The following is a 24,831-nucleotide window of genomic DNA, read 5'->3' on the forward strand; positions in this document are numbered from 1 at the left end:
CACACGTCGCCCCCGGAACAGGCGGGCACCCGGTCGGGCATCCCCTGTGCCAGGGCCTTCAGCATCACCTCGCCGCCCAGCAATCCACCCCACAGGGTGAAGGTGGGCATGGGTGGAACGGCGTGCATCACCGATCCCTCCTTGGTGATCACCCGCAACGGGCGGAAGTTGCCGGCAGTGACCGGCCATTCGGGAGTGGTGAGAGCCTTGAAGATCAGGCAGTTGAACGCCTCGGTCAAGCCCCGCGGTAGGTTGATCGGACCGCGCACCCCTTCGTCGCTCCCCGTCCAGTCGACGATCATCTCGTCGTCGGTGATGGTGATGGTCACGGCCATCTTTATCGGTCTGTCGAGATCCACCCCGTCGTGGTCCATGTAGTCCTCGGCGCTCCACGTGCCTTTGGGCATTCGCCGCAGGGCCGCCAGCGCCAGGCGCTCGCCGTGGACGTTGATGGCGTCCAGAGCTGCGGTGAGGGTCTCGGCCCCGAACTTGTCGGCGATCTCACGGGTCCGTCTCACCCCGGTAACGACGGCCGACACCTGGGCCTGCAAGTCCCCGATCGTGTGGCTGGGCAGCCGGCTGTTGAAGCGCACGATGTTGAATATGTCCTCGTTGATCTCGCCTTCGCTGTACAGCTTGACGACCGGGAAGAAGATCCCCTCCTGGTACATGTCAGTGGAGTCGAGCACGTATCCCGGATCCTTCTGCATGAGGTCGAGCACGTGGCACCGGCAGGACGCGAACCCGACCAGGCGCCCGTCGACGTGGATCGGAGCGAACACGAGCGGGTCGAGCGTGTGGGCCGACGACCAGTACGGGTAGTTGTTTATGAACACGTCCCCGGGCTTCATCGAGTCCGTTCCCAGGAACTCGATCGACCGCTTGATGCCGTAGTCGTTGCCGCGGGTGAACACGGCGATGCCCGGAGCGTCGGCAGCGATGTCTCCGTTCACATCGTGCAGTCCCACCCCGTAGTCGTGGGTTTCGTAGACGACCGTGTTGTAGGACGTCCGGCAGAGGTTCCGGGCCATCTCCTCGCAGGCCGAGAGAAGGCCGTGACGGATGATCTCGGTCGTTATGGCGTCAACCATCGGTAGCCCCCAGCGTTATCACGAGTTCGCCATGCTCCCCCACCACCAGATGGTCGCCCGGATGGATGACGGTGGTGGCGGTGTGCTCGACTATCACCGCCGGTCCGGCGATCTCGTCATCACAGCGGAGGTCCTCCCTCCTGTACACCCCGGCGGGGTTCCGGTGGGCACCCCCGGCGTCCAGAACCGGCCGGGTCGCAAACGGCTCGGGCAGCCCGGCCTCCCGGCGGGGAATTGTTGGGAAGCTAGGTTGGTCCACCGTTCCGGTGGCGTTCAGGCGCAGCGTCGTGACCTCGACCGGATCGGTCATGGTATGGCCGTACTGGCGCCGGTGGAGTTCGGTGAACCGCTGTCCCAGGTACGCGATCGGGTCCGCTGTCCCGGCCGGGAGGGTGATCGACACCGGATGTTCCTGGCCGGAGTACCTGACGTCGACCGAGCGCGCCAACACCTGCCTCTCGACCGCAAAGCCCTCCGACCGAAGCGTATCTACTGCTCGGGCCGACATCTCGGCGTAGGAGCTTTCCAGCCGACCGGCGTCGAGAGACTCGAGCGGCACTATGGTGGTCTGCGCGAAGTCGTGCTGGACGTCCGCCATCAGCATTCCCAGCGCGGAGAAGGCGCCCTGGCCCGGCGGGATGATGACAGTGCTCATACCCAACTCTCGGGCCACGTCGACCGCCACTATCCCACCGGCGCCGCCGAACGCCAGCAGGGCGAAGTCCTTCGGGTCGCGGCCCAACTCGACGGTGATCGAGCGCACCGCTCCCATGACCTTGACCGCCGAGATCCGGACCACGCCGAGGGCGAGTTCCTCCACTGTTATGCCCATGCGCTCGGCGAGCGGTTCCAATGCGCCCCGGGCCAGGTCCTTGTCGAGGGTCAGGGTTCCTCCCAGCGGGGTCTCCTGGCCGAGATAGCCCACTACGAGGGCGGCGTCGGTGAAGGTGGCTTCGCTTCCGCCGGATCCGTACGAAGCCGGCCCCGGGTCTGCGCCGGCGCTGTGCGGTCCCACCTGGAGCCCTCCCGCTTCGTCGGTCCAGGCGATCGAGCCTCCACCGGCACCGATCGTGTGGATGTAAAGCGAAGAGATGTTTATGGGCAGGCTCTCGAACTCGGCGCCCTGGTGCATCACGGGTTGTCCATCGATAATGAGCGACGCATCCAGGCTCGTGCCCCCCATATCGACCGTGACGAGGTTGGGTTCCCCGATCATCCGGGCGAAACCCGCCGCCCCGATCACCCCTCCGGCCGGTCCCGACAGGATCAGGTTCACAGGGTTTTCCCGGGCGGAAGACGCCGTCATAGCCCCGCCGCCCGACCGCATCATCAGGAACCGGCCTCCGAAACCTCCGGACGCCAGTTCTGCGCCCAGGTCGTACAGGTAGGTCCGCACGATCGGCTTGATGTAGGCGTCGAGGACTGCCGTGCTGGTCCGTTCGTACTCCCTGTACTCGCGGGAGAGATCCGACGAGATCGACACCTCCACTTCGGGGACGACCTCTGCCAGAACCTCCCGCATCGCCACTTCATGGGCAGGGTTGGCGTAGGAGTGCAGGAAGGCCACGGCCACTGAGTCGTAGCCACCGTCCCTTATGAGCGCGGCGATCCGGCGGGCGTCGGCTTCATCGAATTCGGTGCGGACGGAGCCGTCGAACATGAGGCGCTCCGTCACCTCGAAGGTGTCGCACCGTTCCACCAGACGGGGAGGGGTCCGGTAGAGGATGTCGTAGTTCCCCTCCCGGGAGGTCCGCCCCAGCAGGTATACGTCCCGGAACCCCGCGGTGGCCACCACGGCGGTTCGGGAGCCGGAGCGAGTCAGGAGCGCGTTAAGGGCCAGAGTGGTGCCGTGGGTGAACAGGGATGTGCGGTCAAGCGCTGCGTCGACCCGGGCGATGGAGTCGATGACCCCCTGGCTCGGGTCCTGCGGCGTGGTGGGTACCTTCTCGAACCGGATCTCTCCGCTGCCGTCGAGACTCACCACGTCCGTGAACGTGCCCCCCACGTCGATAGCGAGGCGGTTGGTGCTCACCGGCCTTCCTCGCCGTGGTCGGCCTTGTCACCGGGGGAGGTAGCCAGGCGAGCGATCCGGAAGCGGGCTCCCGTCATTCCTCCGGCGAGCGGCAGGTCGATGAAGGTGCGCATCATGGTTCCACTACCTCTCCCGATCGGATGACCAGCCGGTCCGGTGACCAGAGCACGTCGGTCCGCTCGAAGGGGTTGCCTGCCAGGACTACCAGATCGGCGACGGCGCCCTCCCGGATCACCCCCAGGTCCGGTCGCCGCAGGATGGATGCGTTGACCGAGGTGGCGGAGCGGAGGACGTCGCCTACCGTATCCACTTCGCACCGGTTCCTGAATTCGAGGAGCTGTTCGTCCTCCAAGTCGCCCACCAGGTCGGTTCCGAGACCGATGCGTACTCCGGCCCGGCGGGCGATGCCGATCGACGACAGGCCCGCTTCCAGTACCTCCCGGTTCTTGCGCTCGGAGACCGGAGAAAGGCCGAGGCCGGGGCCGCGGCGTCCCATGGCGTCGTAGGCGATCAGGGTGGGAACCAGATAGGCGCCGCGTTCCGCCATGAGCTCCGCTGTCTGCCGGTCGAGGAGGTTTCCGTGTTCAATGGTCCGCACGCCGTTCGTCACCGAGTGGGCGATCGCCTCGGGGGAGTAGGCGTGGGCGGCTACGTAGGAGTCCCGCCGGGATGCCTCGTCACAGACGGCCCGCACCTCTTCAGCGGAGTACTGCCTGCTACGGAGCGGATCTGTAGGTGAGGCCACGCCCCCGGAGGTGAAGATCTTGATGGCGTGGGCACCGGTCCGGAACCGTTCCCGCACCACCCGTCTCAGCTTGTCGACCCCATCCACGATCTCCCCGGCATGATGCCCAAGGACCTCGATGGCAAGGTGACCGGGACGGGCATCGCCGTGCCCTCCGGTCTGGGTGAGGCCGGGACCGGTGAAGAAGTAGCGGGGGCCATCGATGAGTCCGTCCTCGATGGCCATGCGAAGGCCGATGTCACCCCCCGCCACGTCCCGGACGGTGGTGAAGCCCCGGCGCAGGGCGCCTTCGAGGCGTCGAGCAGCCTTGGTGGCCACATAACTCATCGGCAACGCCTCGTTCTCCAGCAGGTCGACGCTCACCGTGTAGGCGTGCAAGTGTGCGTCGATGAGGCCGGGAGTGACCAGTCGACCCTTGGCGTTGATTACCCGGGCCCCACCCGGAGGCGGGCCCTCCAGGCTGACGATCCGTCCCGCCTCCGTATGGATCGGGCATTCGACCGGCTCGGGACCCACGCCGTCGAACACCAGACCATCGATGACCGACAGCAGGTCGGCGGTCAACTGAGCCTCGCACAAGCAGGGCACGCGATCTGCTCAACTCGTGTGAGGCAGTTGGAACATTTCGTCCCGGCCTGGAATGCAGCCATAACCGTTCAACTTACTCAAGATACGGCTGCCTGACGGAACTCTGTCGTGTCGCTACTCAGGTTGGGAGCGAACTCGAAGCCAGATCGATCGGGTTGGTCCCGATGATTCTCCCGAAGTCGCGTGGGCTGCAGATCGCGTTCACTCTATGGGTTAGCACTCGCCACTAATAGCGGAGCGTACTATTATCCCGTGGTGATTCGGAGCTACCGGGACAAGGACGCACGGGCGGTTGCCGAACGCCGGCGTGTCCGCAGACTACCGAGGATATCCAGCGTCGAGCACAGAGGAAGCTGATGATCCTGAACAACGCCACCAACATCAACGATCTACGGGTGCCGCCGGGGGATAGGTTGGAGGCACTGTCCGGAGACCGCGATGGGCAGCACAGCATTCGGATCAACGACCGGTGGCGGATCTGCTTCGTCTGGAGTGAGGGAAACGCATACGAAGTCGAGATAGTGGACTACCACTGACGTGGAGGAACGATGAGCACCGAGGCGAAGCTACCGCCCATCCACCCCGGCGAGGTTCTCAACGAGGAGTTCCTCGGCCCTATGAACATCACTCAGTATCGACTGGCGAAGTGCATAGGTGTGGATCCGAGGCGTATTCATTCCATCGTTCACGGCCAGCGGTCGATAACCGCGGAGACGGCCTTGCTGCTGGGGTGCTTCTTCGGGAACTCTCCGGGCTTCTGGATGGGACTACAGGCCCAATACGATCTCGAGGTCACCCGAGACCGCCTAGCAGAACGGCTTGCCGGCGTAGTCGTTCACCCTGCCGCTCGCGCTGTTTAACCACCCTCCCCGCTGGACTCAGGGCGTAGAACCGGGTTCGGGAAACTCGCTGACCGGGAACACGTCGTTGACGAGCAGCAGGTCGGCATTCGGGCAGTGCGGGAGCCATGTGCGGCGCCACTCGCTTCCGGGGATGTGGTAGAGGATCTCGTCGCCGGCAACGATCTCGGCCTCCAGCTCGTACCTGCTGTGGCGGCTGATCTGCACGCCTTCGTGGGGGAGTGAGAACTCGATAGGGAACCCGTCGAGGTCGCCCCGGATGGTCTCGCTGACCAGGAGCGGAGTTGCGGGATCGGTGACGTCGATCAGCCGAACGTGGAGCATGGCATCGCGGGGCAGGTCCTCAGCAGCCGGCCCGGAGTGAATCTGTCCCGGCAGGGGCTCGATGCAGGTGTCAAAGGGGTTGGTGGAGATGACCACGACATCGGAGTTCGCCGGAGCGCCCCCGGTCAGCACGAGGTGGACGGTGTCGTTGACGTACAAGAGGTCATCGCCGAGTCTGACGTCGGCGCTCAGCGAGTACTCGTTGCCGCTGACGATCAGGTCGCGGTCGTAATCGATGCGGAAGCGGGCCGGGAGGCGGTCGGCGTTCTCGATGACATCGAGCCCCAGTTCCACGGAGGGGGCATCGGCCAGCGTGATGTCCAGCAGTCGGACGGTGATGACCGCGCCCTCGGGCAGCTCGACCTCGCGGGCGAAGCGCACCTCGCCGGAGATGGATCCCGAAGACCCCTGCGGCGCGCAGGCAACCGTCGCCGCAAGGGCCGTGACCGCGACCGCCATCATGAATGGACGCGCTAAACGATGAGCCACCGGGTCACCAGCGAATCGACTCCTACGGCGCCGAAGAGCAGGGCCAGATACAGGAGTGAGAACAGGTACAGAGCTCTAGCACCCTCGGTTCCCTCACCGCGTGCCAGGCGGACTGCCAGGACGATGAAGCCCGTGCCGAGGGCGACGGCGCCGACCAGGTAGAGCCAACCGACCGCGCCCGTGGCGACGAACGTCGCGGAGAGCACCACCAGCACCACGGTGTAGGCCAGGATCTGGCGCTTGGTCGCAGCCAGCGTGGCGACCACCGGCAGCATCGGGATCCCGGCGCGGGCGTAGTCGTCCTTGATCAGCAGGGCCAGGGCCCAGAAGTGCGGCGGCGTCCACAGGAAGATGATGGCGAACAGGTAGACCGCCGGTAGCTCGACCGTCCCGGTCACCGCCGCCCAGCCGACCAGGGGTGGGACCGCGCCGGCGGCGCCGCCGATGACGATGTTCTGGGGCGTCGTCCGCTTGAGGCCCTTGGTGTACACGAACAGGTAGAAAAGGGTGCCGACCATGGCGAGCAGGCCGCTGAGGACGTTCACGAAGGCAGCCAGGATCACGAAGGCGCCCAGGTTGAGAAGGATTCCGAAGCCGTAGGCCTGCCATTTGGAGACCCTCCCGCCGGCTACGGGGCGGGTGCTGGTACGGACCATCTTTTGGTCTATGTCGCGTTCGGCGCCGTGGTTGAGAGCGTTGGCTCCGCCGGCCGCCAGGTAGCCGGAGAGGACGACGAAGACGACTACGAGGGGATCGGGCCGGCCCTCGGCGGCCAGGAAAATGCTCCCCACGGCCGTGATCAGCAGCAGGGCCGTGATCTGGGGCTTGGTGAGCGCGATGTAGTCGCTCACCACCCTGGATGCGCGAGTGCCCGGAGCCGGCATCAACCGGCGCCCCCCGGGTACCGGGACCTCACCCGGAAGGTTCCGGGATCGAACTGGACCGCGACCATCAGCACCATCGACACCCAGGACATCGTCGCGAAGACCAGATGCAGGGATGCTATGAGAGGGGTCGAACCCATCCATGCCGTCAGCGCCCCTACCCCGATCTCGATCACCAGGAACCCGGCCGTGAGGGCGGCCAGCCAGCGGAGCTGGCCCCGCGCCGCGCCCTGTTTCCAAGCCACGTAGCAGGTACGTATCACGAGCACGGCCACGATGGCCACCATGTATCGATGGGTCATGTTGATGACGAACGGCGTGCCTCCGGGGATGCTGGTGCCGACGCAGAGCGGCCAGCTCGGACAGGCGGCGCCGTAGTTCATCCCCACCATGTAGGACCCGAAGAGGATGGTTGCCAGCAGGCCGCTCAAACCGGCCCATGCCAGCCTCCGATCCCGCCTGGAAGCCGCGGTATCGAGGTCCCGCGGACGATCGGATCGATCATCGGGCGGACCGGCCAGCCAGGCGACGGCGAGGCCGGCCACGGTCAACTCGGCCAGCCCCAGGTGGATCAGGCGCGTCCACCAGGAGAGTTCGCTCAGTACGGTGAGGCCACCGAGGATCGCCGCCGCCACCACCAGTGCCGTGCTCGAGGCCGTGGCCACGATGGCGGGTTTCGACGTCCGCAAGTGTCGCCAAGCCAGGACGAGCGAAGCCACCACCAGGACCCCCACGGCGGTCGCTGCCAGGCGGTGGGTGAACTCGAGCCAGATGTGGTAGTCGAAGGGCGGGATTATCTGCCCGTGACAGAGCGGCCAATCCGGGCATGCGTCCCCGGAACCGGTCACCCGGACGACCCCTCCCAGAGCGACCTGAGCGATCGCCGCCACCAGGCTTGCCAGCGTCACCGTTCTGTATCTGGCCCGGCCCGCTCGTGTACCCGCGGCGACATGTGGCATGGCTGATCCGCTCCGAGATTCGAATAGGGATTCCCTCTGCGCCATCCTGAATTCGCGGTTGCAAGGAGGCTCCCGGAAGCTACCGGATCGGATCCCCTCCGATTCTAGTCCGTCCTGCGTGATGGACCGGTCGCCGAGGACCGCCTGCCGGAGCGGTCGCTCCGCCACGCCGCAGGCTGGACGTATCGTCCTCACGGACCCGAGCGGTTCAGGGACCCGACCAGGACATAGGGCCCCTATATAGTTGCCAAATGGAGGTACTCACCGTCATCGGCCGACCTGATCGGCATCTGTGGTGAGCCCGCGATCGGCGTTTCCCGCCGCGCCCGAGTTGGCGGTTACCCGCTGGTTCAATACCGCCGCCAATCCGACCCTGGCCGACCTGCTGGGCGAGGTCGTGGTCATCGAGGCGTTCCAGATGCTCTGTCCGGGTTGTGTCTCCCACGGACTGCCACAGGCCAAGCGTATCCAGCACGCCTTCGGCGACGATGTCACCCTCCTCGGGCTCCACTGCGTGTTCGAGCATCACGAGGCCATGACGCCGGTCTCTCTCGAGGCGTTCCTCTACGAGTACCGCCTCACCTTCCCGGTCGGTGTCGATGCCCACGATCCCGGGTCGGCTCTGCCCATCACGATGAGCCGGTTCCAGCTGCGGGGAACCCCGAGCCTGGTTGCCATCGACCGGGCCGGACGCGTCCGTCTCAACGCGTTCGGCCAGGTAGACGACCTCATCGTCGGCGCGACCCTCGCCCGTCTCATCGACGAGCCCCGGCCAGTAGCGGCGGACGAATGCGAGCCCGACACGGGAAACGCGTAGCCCCGAGGTTCGGAACGCTACCGAGGTCGGGGTAGAGTTCGCGGACCGTGATTCAAACATCTGGCACGAGTTCACGCTCCCTCGGCTTCCTCGGACCCGCCGGCACTTTCACCGAGGAGGCGCTGGTCACCCGGAAGTACCTGGCCGCCATGCGCCGGCAACCGTTCAACTCGATGCTGCAAGTCCTGAAGTCCGTGGAGTCCGGCGTGGTGGATGTCGGGTTCGTCCCGATCGAGAACATGATCGAGGGGGCCGTCACCTCCAGCATCGACACCCTGGCCTTCGGAACCGGCCTGTTGATCCAGGACGAGGTGATAATGGATGTCAGCCTCGCGCTGATGGCGCTTCCCGGCACAGAACTGCGGAATGTCAATTACATCCTCTCCTACCCCCTCGCCTCGGCACAGTGCAGCCGGTTCATCACACGGCGATTACCCGGCGCGGTAATGGTGGCGGCCAACTCGACGGCCGGCGCGGCCCGTGACCTGGTCGCCCGGGGGGACACGGACACGGTGGTGATCGCTCCCCAGAGAGCCGCCGAGGTCTACGGCTTGGAGGTTCTCGAGGCGGGTATAGAGGATCGGTCCGGCAACCAGACGCGCTTCCTGCTGGTGGGCCGCGACACCGTCCCCGCGCCGACCGGCCGGGACAAGACCAGCCTGGTCGTGTATCAGCGCGCCGACGCACCGGGGTCGCTGGTGGGGATCCTGGGCGAATTCGTGGCCCGGTCAATCAACATCACCAGCCTGCAGAGCCGTCCCACCAAGGCCAGCCTCGGGAGCTACTGCTTCCTCATCGACTGCGAGGGTCACGTAATGGACGAGAAGCTGGGCGATGCGCTACGCAACCTCCAGATGAGGGCGGCCAGCGTCAAGTTCCTCGGCTCCTACCCGGCGGACTCGGTCAGCCCGGTCGACGGTCCGGCCAACCCAGCATTGCGCGAGGACGTGGATGCCTCCTACGTGGACGATGAGGGTTACCTGGTCCTGGCGGGCGTGCCCGACCAGACGAGCCGCGACGAGGCCGATGCGTGGCTGGCCGAAGTGCGCTCCAAAGTAGTCTGAGGACGAGTCGGGGCGTCCGGGCTCAGGACTCGATCAGACCCTTCTGAGGCCGCGTCCAGGGCAGTGTGCTGGCATGCGCGGCCAGCGGGGCCGCCGGTATCCGCATGGTGCCGAAGGGCACGTCGATGACCACCGGCGTTTCGCGTTCCAGGGCAAGCGGGATCATTGTCTCGAGATCGTGGGGGTCGTCCGCTCTCATCCCTACCGCTCCGAATGACTCCGCGAACTTGACGAAGTCCGGGTTGTGCAGGTCGGTCCCGTAGGTTGCGCCGAACGACTCCTCCAAGTCGCGGGCCACGTTGCCGTAGGAGTCGTTCCTGAAGACGACCACCACCACGTCGAGACCGTACTGGACCGCCGTGGCGAGCTCGGAGGAGTTGTACATGAAGCCTCCGTCTCCGGCCACGCACACCACGGGGCGGTCCGGCTTCGCGACCTTGACGCCCAGGGCTGTCGGGAAGGCGTAGCCGAGGTTGAACGAGTAGCCGGAGTCGATGTACGTCTTGGGCCGGTTCACCTGGTAGTGGGTGCGGGCGTAGAAGCCGAACTGCGTCACGTCCCAGACCACGAACGCCTCCTCCGGGATGCCGCGTTGCATCGCCTCCAGGACGGCGTACTGGGGTTCCTTGAGCCGGATGTCGTAGTAGGCGATGAGGCGGCGGGCCGCCGTGACGGCCTCGGCCGGTGACGGGCGCTCGCCCGCGCCGGCCTCCACCAGGAGAGGAAGCAGCGCATCGATGGTGGCTCTGGCATCGCCGTGCAGGGGGATGGTATTGGACTGGATCCTGGCGAGTTCGCCGTCGTCGATGTTGATGTTCACCAGAGTGGACGACTCGCCGGCCGGATTGCCGAGCGAGAATCGTGAGCCGATTCCTATGACCACGTCAGCGGCCTGCATCACCTCGTAGAGCTGGTTCATCTCCTGCCGCTCGCCCCTGGGGCTGAAGCACGAGCCGTAGGACAATGCATGGCTGTCCGGGATGGTCCCCTTGCCTCCGCCGGATGTCACCACCGGTATGTTGGTGGCCTCCGCCAGCTCGGCCAGGGCGCCCTCCGCGTTCGAGCGCGCCACACCGCCGCCGGCGAATATCACCGGGGTGCGAGAGGCGGCGATGACACGGGCGGCCTCCCGGAGGTCTTCTGCGCTCGGCACGATCCGGGGAATACGGGCGGGGTTCCGCAACCGGACCTCTTCCCGCTCCACTCCGGTCTCGGGCGGGATCTCGATCAGGACCGGACGCGGTCGGCCCGTACGCATCTGCCTGAACGCTTCGAACACCGCATCCGGTACTTCGCGGGGCCTGAGCACCCGCCGTTGCCACTTGGTAACCGAGCGCACCGTGCCCGGCTGGTCCATGACCTCGTGAACGGCCCCGGCACCCTTGCCGATGGCACCGCGCGGGATCTGGCCGGCGATCACGAGCACCGGCGAGGAGCGCGCGTACGCGTTGGTCAATCCGGACGCCGCGTTGTAGAGACCCGCCCCCGGAACCACGAGGGCCACCCCCGGCCTTCCCGAAGAGCGGGCATAACCGTCGGCCATGAAGGTGGTGGCCTGCTCGTGGCGGGTCGTGACCATCCGGATGCCCGGCTCGTCCCGCAGCGCGGCGACGATCCCGTATATCTGTATGCCCGGCACGCCGAACACGACCTCGACACCCTCGTTCGCGAGGGACTTAACGAGTGCTTCGCCGCCGCTCAGTCTCACCATCGCGACACCGCAACCAGGCTTCCACCCAGATCAAGCATGCTCGCTCCGCAGGATCGACCGCGAACAGCGGAGTCCGACGCAGCATCGCACTCGAGACGCTCTCCAACTCTCAGCAAGACACCGGGCACACTACAACACGGTCCAGCGAGCAAGGGCACCAAACCGGATCGCCTAGGAAGGCGCGAGCCAACTGCCGGGGCCGCCGGCTGGTTTAGGACGTTTCCTCGGCGGCCTCGTTGCGGCGGTATATGGCATCGATCGCCTCGTCGAGTTCGTCCGCCCAGCGCTGCGTCCGCGAGCGGAGTCGCATGTTCTGGTAGGCGCCCCACAGGGTCATGGCGGGTGGCACCAGCACGATGGAGACGATCAGCGAGTACGCGATCGTGATAGCCGCCGTGATGGCGAACTGCTGGGATGCGGCCAGGGGGGAGAACACCAGCACTCCGAGCCCGAGCGCCGTAGTCATGGCGGAGCCCAGCAGCGCCGATCCCGTGACCGAGAGCGTCTGGACGGCTGCCCTCTCAGGGTTGCGGTGGTGCCCGTACTCCTCGCGGTAGCGATGGATCATGTGGATGGTGTAGTCCACCCCGATCCCGATCGAGAGCGCGGTGATGATGGACGTGATGAGCGTGTACGGGATGTTCAGCAACGCCATGGTGCCCAGGACCGAGACGAGCACCAGCACTATCGGGAACACCGCCACGAATCCCAGGGCGGGCTGGCGGACCGTCATCCAGAAGAAGAGGGCGAGGACGGTCAGCGCCACCGCGATGGTGGTGCTGATGGCCTCCGTCTGCTGCTCGGTGATGGCGTCGGTGACGGTGAACGAGATGATGCTGGACGAGGTGGCGGTGAGCGCGCTGTCGTCACCGAACCAGAGGTCCTCGATCTCCCGCTGGGTGTTCCTGGCCTGCGAGGTGTCGCCTGCGAAGGCCGGGAACTGGAGCAGCATGGCGTCGACGCCGTCCGGGTTGTTGACCAGGAGGCGCCCCATGACAGGATCGACCGCCACCACCCGGTCGAGTAGCTCCTGCATCAGCGGCGTATCGAGCTCGATTCCGGCGGAGGCCTGCTGGAACAGGGCGGCGAGCTCCGGGTCGTACTTGTCGCCGGGCTGCCCGCTGTCGTTGATCCAGTCGTGCACAATCAGGTCGAAGGACGCCTGGATCGGCCCTGCCGCTGCCCCGGGGCGGCGCGTCTCGTCCGCAAAGGCGGTGGTGAGGTCATGAAGGTCGATGAACGTGCGGGCCTCGGTAGCCTCGGCCTTCAGGAGCAGGGTGACCATCTCCGTCGAGCCGCCGATGGCCACGTCGAGCGCCTCCATATCCTCCAGTAACCCCCCACCCCTGGGAAGGATGTCGCGGATACTGAACTCCGACTCGAGGTCCCGGGCCGCGAACCCGAGCCCGATCGTGATCGCGATGACGGCAACTATGTAGGGCGTGGGCTTGCGGGTCACCCCTTTCCCCAGGAACTCCGCCATCCGGCTGACACCGGGCAGGGCGGTCGCTATCGGGCGGGGCTCCTTCAACTTGCCGCGAGCCGCCCGCCTCCGATCGATGATCGTCCGGCCGGCGGGAATAAGCGTCAGCATCACCAGGAGGGCCATCCCCACGCCCAACCCCGCGATGATGCCGAAGTCGTTGACGATCCCGATCGGGGAGAACAGGCTCACTAAGAGGCTCACGATCGTGGTGACCGCGGCCAGCGTGAGGGGCAGGCTGACGTGCCGCAGTCCCATCTGGACAGCCCCGGCGACATCCTCGCCGGCGAGGCGTTGCTCGCGGTAGTGCGAGACGATCTGGATGGCGTAGTCCACCGTGAGGCCGATCAGGATGATCGGCACCATCGTGGTGAGCGAATTGGGAGGACCGACCAGACCCAGCGCGTTGGGCCCGAGCCATCCCTCGGCGCCGACGATCCAGATTATCGACAGCAGGAGCCCTCCCAGCGTCAGGAGGAGATCCGAGACCGTCCGCATGAAAAGCAGGATCAGCACCGCAATCAAGAGGAAGGCCGCACCCACGAGCGGGGCCATCCCTTCCTCTGTGGCCTTCTTGTACTCGTCTTCTATGACCACGGGCGAGATGCTGCTCACCCGCAGCGGGCCCTCGTCCGCATCCGCCAACTCGTCGACCACCCGCGAGGCGGCGTAGATACGCTCGTCGTTGGTGTCAGTCAGGTTGATGGTGGCGATGGCGATCGGAGTCCCGTTCGCGTCCAGTCCGGTCATGGCGTCGAGTGCCTCCCCGATGCCCGGGACGTTGCGGACGGAGTCGATCTCCGCCTGCGTGACCGACCCGAGGGCGTCCACCTGGAGCACGGCCTTGACCAGCAACGAGGGCGCGAAAACGGGATCGGGAGGCGCCAGCATGTCCCTCACGCTGGGATCGGTGACGATCTCTCCGATCAGGCTGTCCATCTGGGAGAGCCCTTCGGGCGTGAGCGCCTCCCCGCGGAAGATGAGCGTGGCTACGTGCGCCTCGGCCTCGCCCCCGAAGAGCTCATCTATCTCGTCCAAGGCCTGGGCGACGGCGCTGCCGTCGGGAAGGGTCTCGGCGGTCTCCGGCGGCTCCGCGCGCTGTGCAGAGCCGGCGCCCAGGACAACGGTGACGACGAGGAGGGCGGCGATGGTGATCCATGGGTAGCCGGTCACGAGCCGGCGCAGCCGATCGAGTGCCTTGCTCATGGCTCAATAAGGATCACGTCGCTACTAATCATCCCAACTTCCCCTAAGAGCGGACCCTTTCATGGGCTGAAAGCCAGACCCGGATTCACCTTGAAGTCATGGGTCAGCGCCACGAATCCTAACAGTGACCTGACTCGGCCATCGATCGTGTCATCCCTTAGCCTTCTTGAATCGCCAGCCGTGCATAAGGCTTCCGTAGTGGTTGAACGAGCGCTTTGCCTCCGGGTCGTCGAAGGGGTAGTCCGCGCCCATCTGGGTCGCGGCTGCGAGTCCGCTAACGAAGCAGGTCTCCTGGCTGTTAATCAGCGTGTGGGCTCCACAGTGCCAGGTTCTTCTCTTGCCCTGGATGAAGCGGAACAGGTAGATGAGCAGTGTGGCCTGGCGCACGTCGTGCACGATGTGTTGAAACCACCACCTCCCTACGATCTTCTTTTCATCGATCCGGCTGGTCGGGTTGTAGGTAACAAGGCAGGGTTTGTCGGACTGGTTGGCCCACGGCTGCTGGTTGTGCATGATGTACGTTATTTCATAGTTGTCGGGCCTGGCGCCGTATTGTTCGATGTGGTTACTCCGCGTCTCCAGCGGCCTCACTTCGTTGTCCGGCAGGACCGTGAAATCCGAGTGCACCACCGTGTGGTTGTGGAGTTCGCTCTCGTAACGTATCGACGACAAGATGTAGCGCTCCAGCATCGTGGGTTTGTCGAGGATCATCATCGTCTGGTTGGCATTACACGCCAGAATCACGTCATCGAATGTCTCTTTCACACCGTCCTCATCCTCGATCACGACGCAGGATGCCTGGCGATACACCTTCCGGACCGGCCGGTTGAGATAGATCTTGTCCCTGAACTCGGCCGACAGGTGCTCATAGATCCGTCGCGTGCCTCGGTCCCATGTCTGCATGGGAGTCGCCGATTCGATGTCGAAGAACTCGAGGTACCTCGAGAACAGGGCCGCAGGCATATCGAACACATTGGTCGCCATCAGGAAATTGACGAACATGGGCTTCAGTATCTTGTACCGGAAGTCCCCGGAGAACCCACCCATATTCAGCACCGTCCCCATGCTGATGTAGTTGAACGGGTTGAGAGCGTTCGCCAACTTCGACCGGGAACGGCTCAGGCGGCCGAAGCGATGCAGGCGCCTCAGGATCCGTTGGAACTTCTCGATCTCGGATCCGAGCTGCCGTCTGATGTCGGAGTCGAAATCGTGGGCGTAGACATCGCCACGGTATCTCACGCTGTAGCTGAACCTGGTATCGACCAACTCGATCCCGAATCGCTCCATCAGCAGCACGATGTGGTGGTAGACCGACGGGATGCAGGCGGTCACGGAGATATCGAACGGGATCGACGCTCCGTCATCCTGGGGCATCTCTACCGTCACCGCATTCCCCCCGAGCCGGTCCCCGGCCTCGAACAGCCTGAAGTCGAACCGGTCAGGATGCTGATGCAACCCCCAGGCAGCGCCCAGCCCGGAGATCCCCCCGCCAACAACTGCAATGCGCCTCGACATCGGTTAGCTCAACCTTCGGAACGGCTCTCCGTCATCCCGGTGTCATCCATCTTCATCGACAGCGCCGGCAGGATGGCCAGGAGGGAGAATATCCCCGCAACCCTGAACAGGCTCTGGAACACCGTCACGCCGGCTTCGATCAGGGGGGCCGCCGTTTCTTCGTACGACCCGCCGATCGTTACATCGGCGGTCATGCTGTAGAACTGCTCTATCCCCCAGGTGGACAGGGCCGCCAGGCCCAGCGCCATGCCCACCATCCGGGCCGCGGTGATCAGCGAGGCGGCGGTGCCCCAGTAGTGGCTGGGGGCTGCGCTGAGAGCTGTGACGCTGATGGGGGGGATGACCAACCCGAATCCCAGGCCCGCCGTCACGAGCGGCCCCGTCAGCTCGAACTGCTGCACCTCGGTTTCCCAGTTACCCATGAAGATCAAGCCCACCCCGATGAGCACCAGCCCGGCGATGGTGGCGGCCCTGACTCCTGTCCAGCGCATGATGTAGCCGCCTATCAAGGCTCCCGGCGGGATGGCGGCCGTGAGGCGGACCAGATGGAGGGCGGCCTCCCAGGTCGGCTTCTCCATGACGGTGTTGGCCATCAGGGGAACGGCGACCAAGCCGATGATCAGGGCTATACCCACCACGAACTGAACGGCGTTGGCGGTTACGAACGCCTTGGAGCGGTGCAGGAACGCGGCCACCAGCGGCTGCTCGGCCCGCTTCTCCACCCTGACCAGGAGGGCTACGAGGCATACACCCGCGGCCAGCATCAGGTACGGGACGATGGACTCGAGAGAGAATATGGCCCGCTGGGACAGTGCGGCGGTGATAATCAGGAGCGCCGCTCCCAGGAGTAGCGCGCCCAGGTAGTCCATCTTGGCCTCGCGGTTGGGTCGGTTCGGCAGGACGGCCAGAAGCGCCATCAGCAGCAGGCTCTGTGGTACGTCGAACCAGAAGATCCACCTCCAGCCGATCCACTCGATGATGGCGCCCCCGTAAAGAGGACCGAGGACCGACCCGGCCTCGGCCGCGGCGGCCACGAGACCGAGCGTCACCCCTCGGTGGCGGGCCGGGACGGCCGCCACTGCCATGGCCATGGCGATCGGCACCGTGGCGCCGCCGCCGGCGGCCTGTAGGACCCTGGCGGAGACGATCCAGGGAAAGTTGGGCGCCACCGCCACCAATGCCGACCCGATGGCGAACACGAGCAGCGCCAGCTGGAATATCCGCACCCTGCCATGGACGTCGGACAGGCGTCCGGCCAGCGGCATGGCGACGGTGTAGCTGACCAGGTACCCGGTGATGATCCAGGAGGCCGAGTCCAGGTCCGTCAGAGGGATCTTCAACTCCAGCATGACGGTGGGCAATGCGGTGTTGACCACCGTCTGATCCAGGGCGGTCGAGAAGACCCCCAGGCAGATGATCGTCAGGATCCCCGTCTGGGAAGACCCCCACGCGACGACGCGAGACCTGACCGCGTTCACGTTCAGGCGGAGGTATCCGGAAGTTGAATGTCGACAGGTGTGTCGTAGTCGGAGAGGATTATCAGACGGCTGGTGCCCTCCCCATCGTCATCGAAGATCTGGCCGGCTATGCGGATCTGCCGCAGTACCTGATCCGCCTTACCGATCCATAGGCTCAGGTCGATCGGATGACCGGTATCCGCGGACGTGATGAGGGTGGACAGGTCCTCGGACATCAGCGTTCCGTCAACCCGGAGCGCCGGGCCATCCCCGACCGACTCCGTGGCCGCGATGGCGGCGTCCTGGACCAGGGGTAACAGGTTGCTCAGAGTGACGCCCAGCCCGACGAAATTGAAGGGAACCTGGTCCAGCGGCAGCGGGTTCCAGGGCGCGTCCGCCGAGAACTTCATGAAAGCGACGTCACCGACGGCAACGATCTCGATCTCCGCGAACCCCATCGCCGGGGATTCGACCTCCACGACTATCCGGGCGCTGTCGGGAGACTCCACTACTCCGTCCACGTTCTTCAACGTCGCGCCGAAGAACTTCGATCCCGTCTCGTTCTCGTCGATCATCCGGAACGTTGCCGTCGAGAAGCTGGCCAGATTCTCTCCCGTGCGCGCCAGTACTTCCTCCAGCGAGAGCTCGGGTTCCGGCTCGGTCGTGGTGGGAGCGGGGTCGCTCCCGCAGGCGGCAACGAGGAGCAGGAAGGCCATCGCCAAGGCTGCGAGCGATGGGGTCCGGATAGCTGATCCGACTACGTTCATCCGCCCACCTCCGTGACCATATCGGCACCGCCCCGGCATCGAGGCCCTGGTCCGACACGATAGCCGCCGGAGTTGCGCTAGGCGGACGGCTTCGGCCTCGGCACTGTTCGCCGTGTCGGGTTAGGCCACCGCGGGTAGACTTCCTGATCGGTAGCCAGACACGTCAGCGAAAGGTGGTTGCCGTGGCGGACACACGCCCCGACGCGCACGGATCTCGCGAGCACGATCACTCCGACCATGATCACCATGATCATGATGACCATTCGGGCCACGATCACCAGGGGCATGATCATTCCGGCCACGATCACTCCGACCATGATCACCATGATCATGATGACCATTCGGGCCACGATCACCAGGGGCATGATCATTCCGGCCACGATCACCATGACCATGATCACGACGACCATTCCGGGCATGACCATGATGACCACGACGACCATTCCGGCCATGACCACCACGGCCACGGCCACCACGGGCATGGCCATGGGCACGGAGGCCATGACCACTCCCATGACCTGCGAGGCGTCAGCAAGCGCGCTCTGACCATCGCGCTGATCCTCATAGCCGGTTTCATGTTCGCCGAGGTCATCGGCGGCGTTCTCACGAAGAGCCTGGCTCTGCTGTCGGACGCCGGTCATATGGTCTCCGACGCCATGTCGATCGCCCTCGCCCTGGTAGCCCTTCGCTTCGCGGAGCGAGAGGCCACGGTAGAACGCACCTACGGCTACCAACGTCTGGAGGCCCTCGCCGCCATGGTGAACGCCCTCACCCTCTGGGTCGTCGGTTTCTGGGTGCTACTCGAGGCCTATCACCGGATACAGGACGTCCCGGAGGTGGAAGGGGTCGGCATGCTCATCGTGGGCGTGCTGGGGTTGCTGGTCAATGTGGCGGCGGCGTGGGTGCTCCATCGTTCCGCCAAGGACAGCATCAACGTAGAGGGCGCCTTCCAGCATGTCATGGCCGACCTGCTGGGGTCCGTAGGTGTGGTCATTTCGGGCATCGTCATCATTACGACCGGATGGAACACGATCGATCCCATCCTCAGCGTGGTCATCGCGCTACTGATCCTCCGGAGCGCCTGGCCGCTGTCGGTCAAGGTTTTCCACGTTCTGGTGGATTCTGTTCCGGCGGACATCGATGTCTACAAGTTGGGGAGCGATCTGGAGGTCGAGGGGGTCACCCTGATCCACGACATCCATGTCCGGGCCGTCAGCTCGGATGAGACGACGTTCTCCGGCCACATCATGATCGACCCGGATTACGAAGGAGACACCAACGAGTTGCTTCGCCGGCTCCGCGACATCATCAAGGGACACGGCATCAACCACATCACCATCCAGGTCGACAAGACCATGTCACCAAGTGGCGAGTTGGGCTGCGAGGAGAACCACCACGTCAACTACTTGGCAGCGCGATCGAGAACCCGACCGTAGCCCTCGGTCAGGTGGCTCCTGGTCGGGTGGTTACCAACAGCAACGACCCGACCAGCAACCGGCAACTACCAACTAGGGCTACTCGTCGTCGAAGTTCTCCGGCATGAGGACGAACTCGGGATAGGACTCCATACCGAGTTCGGCCACGTCCTGGCCCATCTGCTCGGCCTGTACGGATACCCGCAGCCCGATGGTCCGCGCGATGAGGGTCCAGACCGCCCAAGAGACGGCGAACACGAACGCTCCGACCGAAACGATCCCGAGCAGCTGTACCCCGAAGCTGGCGTCGGCATTGTCGATGGTGGCGGCCAGGGTTCCCCAGATACCGCAGACGAGGTGGGCGGGAATCGCTCCCACCACATCGTCGACCTTGAGCTGCTCGAGGAGCTTGATCCCCAGCGTGCAGAGGACGCCGCCCACGGCCCCGATGATGACCGCCCAGTAGAGATTGCTGTGGGTCGGGGCTGCGGTGATCGAGACGAGGCCGGCGATGGCGCCGTTCAGCCCGGCGAACAGGTCGATCCGCCCCAGGAGCGGTCTGGAGACCGCCAGGGCGGCCAGCACGCCGGCGCACGCCGCCAGGTTGGTGTTGACCAGCACGGTGCTCATCGCCACCGCGTCAAGCGCCGACCCGAGGGCCAGCTGGGACCCGCCGTTGAACCCGAACCAACCCAGCCACAGGATGAACACCCCGAGTGTCACCAGCAGAACGTTCGAGGGTGGCGTGGGCTTGACCGTTCCGTCCTTGCGGAACTTGCCCAGCCGGGGTCCGATGACCAGCACGCCGGCCAGGGCCGCCCAGCCGCCGACACTGTGCACGATGGTCGACCCCGCGAAGTCGGCGAACCCCATCTGGGCCAGCCACCCTCCGCCCCATGTCCATGCACCCACGATCGGGTAGATGAACGCGGCGAGCACGAGTGTGAATCCGAAGAAGGGCCACAGCTTGGCCCGCTCCGCGATCGCTCCCGACACGATGGAAGCGGTGGTAGCTACGAACACCATCTGGAAGAACCAGTCGGAAAGGACGCTGTAGCCGTTCGATACAACCTCGCCGACGGTGTCCGCCTGACCGAGAACCAGATCGATCTCGGCCGGCGAAGCCGAGTAGAAGAGCCGGAACGAACCGATTACGTCGCCCACGTTCACGTACATGAGGTTGTAGCCGATCACGTAGAAGGCGAGGCAGGCGATCGAGTAGATCCCGATGTTCTTGAGACAGATCATCGAAGAGTTCTTGGTGCGGACCGCGCCCGACTCGAGCATGGTGAAGCCGGCGCACATCCACATCACCAGGGCACCCCAGATCAGGAATGAGAACGTGTTGAGGATGAAGGCGACCTCGCCCTCGGCCATCTCCGCAGCCGAGGCCACGGTGGGGCGCAGGAGGAGCAATCCGAGAGTCAGTATCCCCGCCACCACGATCCTGGTTCTCGACTTGGAACGCCCCCGCTGTGCAACTAGGTTCATGCGAAATCCTCCCTCGACATAACGGACGCACAGAGCTTAGAGGATGGAGGCGCTGGAGCCGGGGTTGCGGGCGCGCCGTTCTCGTGTTGCGATTGCGATTTCCCCTTCTAAACTTGTGGCCCCAACCCGCACCGATCCGTGGAGTCGACATGTCCAGAATCTGCATGGTCACCGGCAAGAAGCCGACCTTCGGCAAGAAAGTGTCGTTTTCCCACAAGCGGTCCAACCGGCGCTGGACCCCGAACATCCAGAAGAAGCGCTACTGGGTTCCCTCGCAGCGCCGCTACGTGACCCTCACGGTCAGCACCAAGGGGATCAAGACCATCGACAAGAAGGGGATCGAGGCGGTGATGGCGGACCTCAAGCGGCGGGGCATCAAAGTCTGACCCGGCCGGGGCCGGTCCCAGCCGGCCTCCTCGTGTCCTGACCCGGTAGCTCGTCATCCACGTCCGAGACGACGAGAACGCGAAAATCGCGAAGACACGCCCCTCCCCGGCGGGCCCATCCCCCAGCCACCACCTCCTTCGGTCCGAACGCGTTCCGCTATCCCCCGGCGGGTCCGCTCCCGAATTGATCCCGGTTCCGGTTCCCTCGACGTCGAATAGCTGGAAACCGGTGGTGTTTGTGACTGCCGGGCAGTATGCGGCGGGGCTGTGACGTTTTAAACCCCCATGTCCGGGCCCCGGGGTCCACACCGTCCCACCACGGGTGACAGAACGCGCCGAACCGAAGACCAGGGACACCTGGAGCATGCCGGAAGAGACCGGGATCGGTTGGCCCGCCACGCTGCCGCCTGGGTCTCCGGCTCCGACTACCGGCAACGGGAGGCTTTCAGCCCGCTCCCATCGCCTGATAGCGACCGTTCGACGACGCGACCACGAGGGGCATGCCGTAGATGGCGGTCAGGGTCGCTCCCGTCAGTACCTTCCGGACCGGACCCGACGCCCGTACCCTCCCCCCGGCCAGGATCAGGATGTCATCGAAGCCGGGCGGGATCTCCTCCGCATGGTGCGTCACCAGGATGACCGTGAGTCTCCCGGCTCCTTCTCCCATGGCGGCCAGGGAGGCGATCAGGCGTTCCCGGGCTCCGAGATCCAGGCCGGTTCCGGGCTCGTCCAGCAGCAGCAGTTCGGGTCGCGCCATCAGTGCCCGGGCGATCAGCACGCGCTTCATCTCGCCTTCCGAGAGGGTGGCGAACTCCCGGTCCGCCATGCCGGCCACGCCCATCACCTCCATCTGCTGCTCGGCGTAGCACCGGTCCTTCGGTGTGTAGGAGTGCCATCTGGTGTCCACGAAGGCGGCGTGGAGTCCGGTCAGGACCACGTCCCGGCACGGCAGGTAGCGCCGTACCAGCGCGGACGGGGCGGGTCCCACGTATCCGATCCGGGGCCGGAGCCGGCGGACGTCGGTGCGTCCCATACGTTCGCCCAGGATGGTGGCGGTGCCGCCGGTCGGGAACTGGTAGGTCGATATGACCTGGAGGAGGGTGGTCTTCCCGGCGCCGTTGGGTCCGAACAGCACCCAGCGCTCACCGGTCCCGACCCTCCAGTCGATGCCCGAGACGAGTTGCTTGCCGGCCTTCTTGACCGTCACGCCTCGCAGGTCGATGGCCGGGACGCCCAATCCGGGGCCTCAGTAGCCCCGGCGCGGGTCGTAGAGGGGGAAGGGCTGCTCCCCGCGCTGGATGCGCCGGATGTTGGCCGCGATCAGGGGCGCCGCCGTAGATGCTCTCGTGAAGCCGCTGGTGTGGGGAGTGATTCGGACCCGAGGGTGTTCCCAGAGCGGCGATCCGGGGGGGAGGGGCTCGGTCTCCGTGACGTCCAGCACCGCGGCGGACAGGATGCCGTCGTCGAGGGCTGATACGAGGTCGGGTTCGACGGTCGTCGCGCCTCGACCCAGGGAGACGTAGACCGAACCGGGCGCGAAGTGCGCCAGGACCCCCGCATCGATCAGCCCTCGGGTCTCGGGCGTGTCGGGCAGGACGTTGACGACTGCTCTGGAGGTGGACACCATTCGCTTGAGACCGTCGCGGCCCCGGTAGTGGGTGATGCCCTCCTCTTCGCCTCCGGATCGGGTCCAGGCGTTGATCGGGTAGCCGAGCCCGGCCAGGCACTTCCCGATGTGCCGACCGATGGCGCCGAAGCCGAGGATGCCGACCGGAAAGTCACCTGTGGCGGCGGTCCGGATCGGCCGCCACACCTTCGCGGCCTGCTGGTCGAGGTAGGCGTCCAGCTTGCGATGGAAGTGCACCACCCAGTGAGCAGCGTAGGCGGCCATTTCCCCCGCCATCGCCTCGTCGGCCAGCCGCACGATGGGAACGTCGGGGTAGTCGCCGCCGGCGAACTGCTCCACCCCCGCCGTCACCGCCAGGATGGCGCGCAGGTTCGGGTAGCGGCGCATGTCTTCCGTGTCATGGACCCAGAAGACGGCGTACTCGACGGAGTCAGGGTCGTAGATGTCGGGGTAGAACTGGATACTCATGTCCGGCAGTTCCCGAGTCAGCATCTCCAACCACTCGGCCCGCTCCGAATAAGGGTTCAGCATGATCGCCACGGGACAAGTCAACCAGATTGTCGGGACCGTTACCCTATTGGCTCGAAGCGCGCGCACCGCTTCGGGCCCTACCTGGACGACCTGAATCGATCCGGCGAAACCGGGCGCTCGCTCTTAAGAAGGGAGGATTCAAATGCCCGAGGTGCTTCCGTGGACCTCTTCGGAGGATGCCAACCGGCTTCTTGCCACCAGCCCGCTGGCTCTCATGATCGGGATGCTGCTGGACCAGCAGGTGAGGATGGAGGTGGCCTTCCATTCCCCTCACGCCCTTCAGGAACGGTTGGGGCAGCCGCTGGACGCGGCCCGCATCGCCGCAGTCGACGGGGACGAACTGGAGACGATCTTCCGGGGACCGCCGGCCCTCCACCGGTTTCCCAACGCCATGGCTCGGCGCACGCAGGCGCTGTGCCAGGCGCTCTCCGACCAGTACGACGGCGACGCGGCCGCCATCTGGAGGACTGCCGCGGATGGCCGCGAGCTGCTGAGGCGGCTCAAGAAGCTCCCCGGATTCGGCGACGCCAAGGCCCGCATCTTTGCGGGAATCGTCGGCAAGCGGCTCGGCGAGGGCCCTCCGGGCTGGGAGGAGGTGGCCGCCAACTGGCCCTCCATCGCCGACATCGCCGAGTTCGACCAGATCGACGCTCTGCGCCAGGCCAAGGCGCGGATGAAGGCGGAGCAGAAGGCGGCCAAGGGCAGGCGGTGAGGACGTCCGGCGGGGTCCGGGTCGGGGAGGGGAACCAGGACCGGTCGGAGGGGCGCCCCTTCGTAGTCGGTGTAGCGGGCGGGTCGGGCTCGGGCAAGAGCACGATCTGCGAAGCGATCGTCGAGCGGATCGGCACCGAGCACGTGGCGCTGATCGCCCATGATGCCTACTACCGGCACCGGCCCGAGATCTCCTACGAGGAGCGGACCAAGGTCAACTATGACCATCCCGACTCGCTGGAGACCGAGTTGCTCCTGACCCACCTGGAGAGCCTGGCGGCGGGGCAGACGATCCAGCACCCGCTGTACGACTTCACCCGCCACCTGCGCCGGTCCCGGACCCTGCCCATCCCGCCGCGGCCGGTGATCCTGATCGAGGGCATACTGACGCTGGTGGAGCCCGACCTGCGGGAGATGCTGGACCTTCGGGTCTTCGTGGACACAGACGCCGACTTGAGGGTGCTGCGCCGGGTGGGGCGGGACATGCGGGAGAGGGGGCGATCGCTCGAATCGGTAGTCGCCCAGTACCAGGGCACCGTGAAGCCCATGCACGAGCGGTTCGTGGAGCCCTCGAAGCGGCACGCCGACCTGGTCATTCCCGAGGGATACAACCGCCAGGCGGTCGGCGCGCTGGTGGCCGTGATCCGCGAGGTACTCGACCGTCGATAGTCTCCCTGG

The 24,831-nt window shown here is 65.5% G+C and carries 22 protein-coding genes and 1 pseudogene; 8 read left to right on the plus strand and 15 right to left on the minus strand.

Annotated features, from left to right (window positions below; all coding sequences use genetic code 11):
- The 3 genes from OXK16_03245 to OXK16_03255 form a co-directional block, all read right to left on the minus strand.
- A partial coding sequence (locus OXK16_03245) for a hydantoinase B/oxoprolinase family protein (protein ID MDE0374964.1) occupies window positions 1–1,091 on the minus strand: 1,091 nt, incomplete at its 3' end.
- Window positions 1,084–3,123, minus strand: coding sequence for a hydantoinase/oxoprolinase family protein (locus tag OXK16_03250; GenBank protein MDE0374965.1), 2,040 nt, complete (start codon window positions 3,121–3,123; stop codon window positions 1,084–1,086). The genes OXK16_03245 and OXK16_03250, both read right to left, overlap by 8 nt.
- Window positions 3,124–3,235: 112 nt before the next feature.
- Window positions 3,236–4,432: an amidohydrolase family protein gene (locus OXK16_03255; GenBank protein ID MDE0374966.1), complete on the minus strand. Its 1,197-nt coding sequence runs from the start codon at window positions 4,430–4,432 to the stop codon at window positions 3,236–3,238.
- A 350-nt stretch (window positions 4,433–4,782) separates the two neighbouring features.
- On the opposite strand from OXK16_03255, the pseudogene OXK16_03260 reads away from it, so the two are divergent.
- A pseudogene (locus OXK16_03260) lies at window positions 4,783–4,992 on the plus strand (type II toxin-antitoxin system RelE/ParE family toxin).
- Window positions 4,993–5,004: 12 nt separating this feature from the next.
- Entirely contained in the window at window positions 5,005–5,316 is a 312-nt protein-coding gene (locus tag OXK16_03265; GenBank protein ID MDE0374967.1) for a HigA family addiction module antitoxin, read from the plus strand.
- An 18-nt stretch (window positions 5,317–5,334) separates the two neighbouring features.
- Here the strand turns inward: OXK16_03265 and OXK16_03270 are convergent, their stop codons facing one another.
- From OXK16_03270 to OXK16_03280, 3 genes are read right to left on the minus strand one after another with little or no spacing between them, the layout of a single operon-like run.
- On the minus strand, window positions 5,335–6,102 hold the full coding sequence (locus OXK16_03270; GenBank protein ID MDE0374968.1) for a YbaY family lipoprotein: 768 nt from the start codon (window positions 6,100–6,102) through the stop codon (window positions 5,335–5,337).
- An 11-nt stretch (window positions 6,103–6,113) separates the two neighbouring features.
- Window positions 6,114–7,013, minus strand: coding sequence for a heme o synthase (locus tag OXK16_03275; protein ID MDE0374969.1), 900 nt, complete (start codon window positions 7,011–7,013; stop codon window positions 6,114–6,116).
- On the minus strand, window positions 7,013–7,972 hold the full coding sequence (locus OXK16_03280) for a COX15/CtaA family protein (protein ID MDE0374970.1): 960 nt from the start codon (window positions 7,970–7,972) through the stop codon (window positions 7,013–7,015). The genes OXK16_03275 and OXK16_03280 overlap by 1 nt, the downstream gene beginning before the upstream one ends.
- 295 nt (window positions 7,973–8,267) lie before the next feature.
- On the opposite strand from OXK16_03280, the gene OXK16_03285 reads away from it, so the two are divergent.
- Both OXK16_03285 and pheA read left to right on the plus strand, forming a co-directional pair.
- The gene (locus tag OXK16_03285; protein ID MDE0374971.1) at window positions 8,268–8,789 is read left to right on the plus strand and encodes a TlpA family protein disulfide reductase; all 522 of its coding nucleotides are present in this window, start codon (window positions 8,268–8,270) and stop codon (window positions 8,787–8,789) included.
- Between the two features lie 47 nt (window positions 8,790–8,836).
- Complete coding sequence (gene pheA, locus OXK16_03290; protein ID MDE0374972.1) at window positions 8,837–9,853, plus strand: prephenate dehydratase; 1,017 nt, start codon at window positions 8,837–8,839, stop codon at window positions 9,851–9,853.
- 22 nt (window positions 9,854–9,875) lie between these two features.
- Here the strand turns inward: pheA and OXK16_03295 are convergent, their stop codons facing one another.
- The 6 genes from OXK16_03295 to OXK16_03320 form a co-directional block, all read right to left on the minus strand.
- Window positions 9,876–11,564 (minus strand): thiamine pyrophosphate-binding protein, encoded by a 1,689-nt coding sequence (locus OXK16_03295; GenBank protein MDE0374973.1) that lies wholly within the window; start codon window positions 11,562–11,564, stop codon window positions 9,876–9,878.
- Window positions 11,565–11,775: 211 nt separating this feature from the next.
- Complete coding sequence (locus tag OXK16_03300; protein ID MDE0374974.1) at window positions 11,776–14,253, minus strand: MMPL family transporter; 2,478 nt, start codon at window positions 14,251–14,253, stop codon at window positions 11,776–11,778.
- 150 nt (window positions 14,254–14,403) lie between these two features.
- The gene (locus OXK16_03305; protein MDE0374975.1) at window positions 14,404–15,768 is read right to left on the minus strand and encodes an FAD-dependent oxidoreductase; all 1,365 of its coding nucleotides are present in this window, start codon (window positions 15,766–15,768) and stop codon (window positions 14,404–14,406) included.
- An 8-nt stretch (window positions 15,769–15,776) separates the two neighbouring features.
- Window positions 15,777–17,246: an MFS transporter gene (locus OXK16_03310; protein ID MDE0374976.1), complete on the minus strand. Its 1,470-nt coding sequence runs from the start codon at window positions 17,244–17,246 to the stop codon at window positions 15,777–15,779.
- Window positions 17,247–17,248: 2 nt separating this feature from the next.
- The gene (locus tag OXK16_03315; GenBank protein ID MDE0374977.1) at window positions 17,249–17,992 is read right to left on the minus strand and encodes an LppX_LprAFG lipoprotein; all 744 of its coding nucleotides are present in this window, start codon (window positions 17,990–17,992) and stop codon (window positions 17,249–17,251) included.
- A gap of 77 nt (window positions 17,993–18,069) precedes the next feature.
- The gene (locus OXK16_03320) at window positions 18,070–18,633 is read right to left on the minus strand and encodes a hypothetical protein (GenBank protein MDE0374978.1); all 564 of its coding nucleotides are present in this window, start codon (window positions 18,631–18,633) and stop codon (window positions 18,070–18,072) included.
- Between OXK16_03320 and OXK16_03325 the strand changes: the two genes are divergently transcribed.
- Window positions 18,568–19,428, plus strand: coding sequence for a cation diffusion facilitator family transporter (locus OXK16_03325; protein ID MDE0374979.1), 861 nt, complete (start codon window positions 18,568–18,570; stop codon window positions 19,426–19,428). The genes OXK16_03320 and OXK16_03325 overlap by 66 nt on opposite strands.
- 78 nt (window positions 19,429–19,506) lie before the next feature.
- On the opposite strand, the gene OXK16_03330 is transcribed toward OXK16_03325, so the two are convergent.
- Window positions 19,507–20,898 carry an ammonium transporter gene (locus OXK16_03330; GenBank protein MDE0374980.1) on the minus strand — a complete coding sequence of 464 codons (1,392 nt, stop codon included), beginning with the start codon at window positions 20,896–20,898 and terminating at the stop codon, window positions 19,507–19,509.
- A 149-nt stretch (window positions 20,899–21,047) separates the two neighbouring features.
- Here OXK16_03330 and rpmB point away from each other — a divergent pair, with 149 nt between their 5' ends.
- Window positions 21,048–21,284 carry a 50S ribosomal protein L28 gene (gene rpmB, locus OXK16_03335; GenBank protein ID MDE0374981.1) on the plus strand — a complete coding sequence of 79 codons (237 nt, stop codon included), beginning with the start codon at window positions 21,048–21,050 and terminating at the stop codon, window positions 21,282–21,284.
- A 445-nt stretch (window positions 21,285–21,729) separates the two neighbouring features.
- Here rpmB and OXK16_03340 read toward each other — a convergent pair whose 3' ends face one another.
- Window positions 21,730–22,521 carry an ATP-binding cassette domain-containing protein gene (locus tag OXK16_03340; GenBank protein ID MDE0374982.1) on the minus strand — a complete coding sequence of 264 codons (792 nt, stop codon included), beginning with the start codon at window positions 22,519–22,521 and terminating at the stop codon, window positions 21,730–21,732.
- Between the two features lie 9 nt (window positions 22,522–22,530).
- On the minus strand, window positions 22,531–23,442 hold the full coding sequence (locus OXK16_03345) for a glyoxylate/hydroxypyruvate reductase A (protein ID MDE0374983.1): 912 nt from the start codon (window positions 23,440–23,442) through the stop codon (window positions 22,531–22,533).
- Window positions 23,443–23,584: 142 nt separating this feature from the next.
- On the opposite strand from OXK16_03345, the gene OXK16_03350 reads away from it, so the two are divergent.
- Window positions 23,585–24,154: a Fe-S cluster assembly protein HesB gene (locus tag OXK16_03350; protein ID MDE0374984.1), complete on the plus strand. Its 570-nt coding sequence runs from the start codon at window positions 23,585–23,587 to the stop codon at window positions 24,152–24,154.
- Entirely contained in the window at window positions 24,151–24,822 is a 672-nt protein-coding gene (udk, locus tag OXK16_03355) for a uridine kinase (GenBank protein ID MDE0374985.1), read from the plus strand. Before OXK16_03350 ends, udk begins: the two co-directional genes overlap by 4 nt.
- The last annotated feature ends 9 nt before the right edge of the window (window positions 24,823–24,831 follow it).

The sequence above is a fragment of the bacterium genome (assembly GCA_028821235.1).
GTDB lineage: Bacteria > Actinomycetota > Acidimicrobiia > Spongiisociales > Spongiisociaceae > Spongiisocius.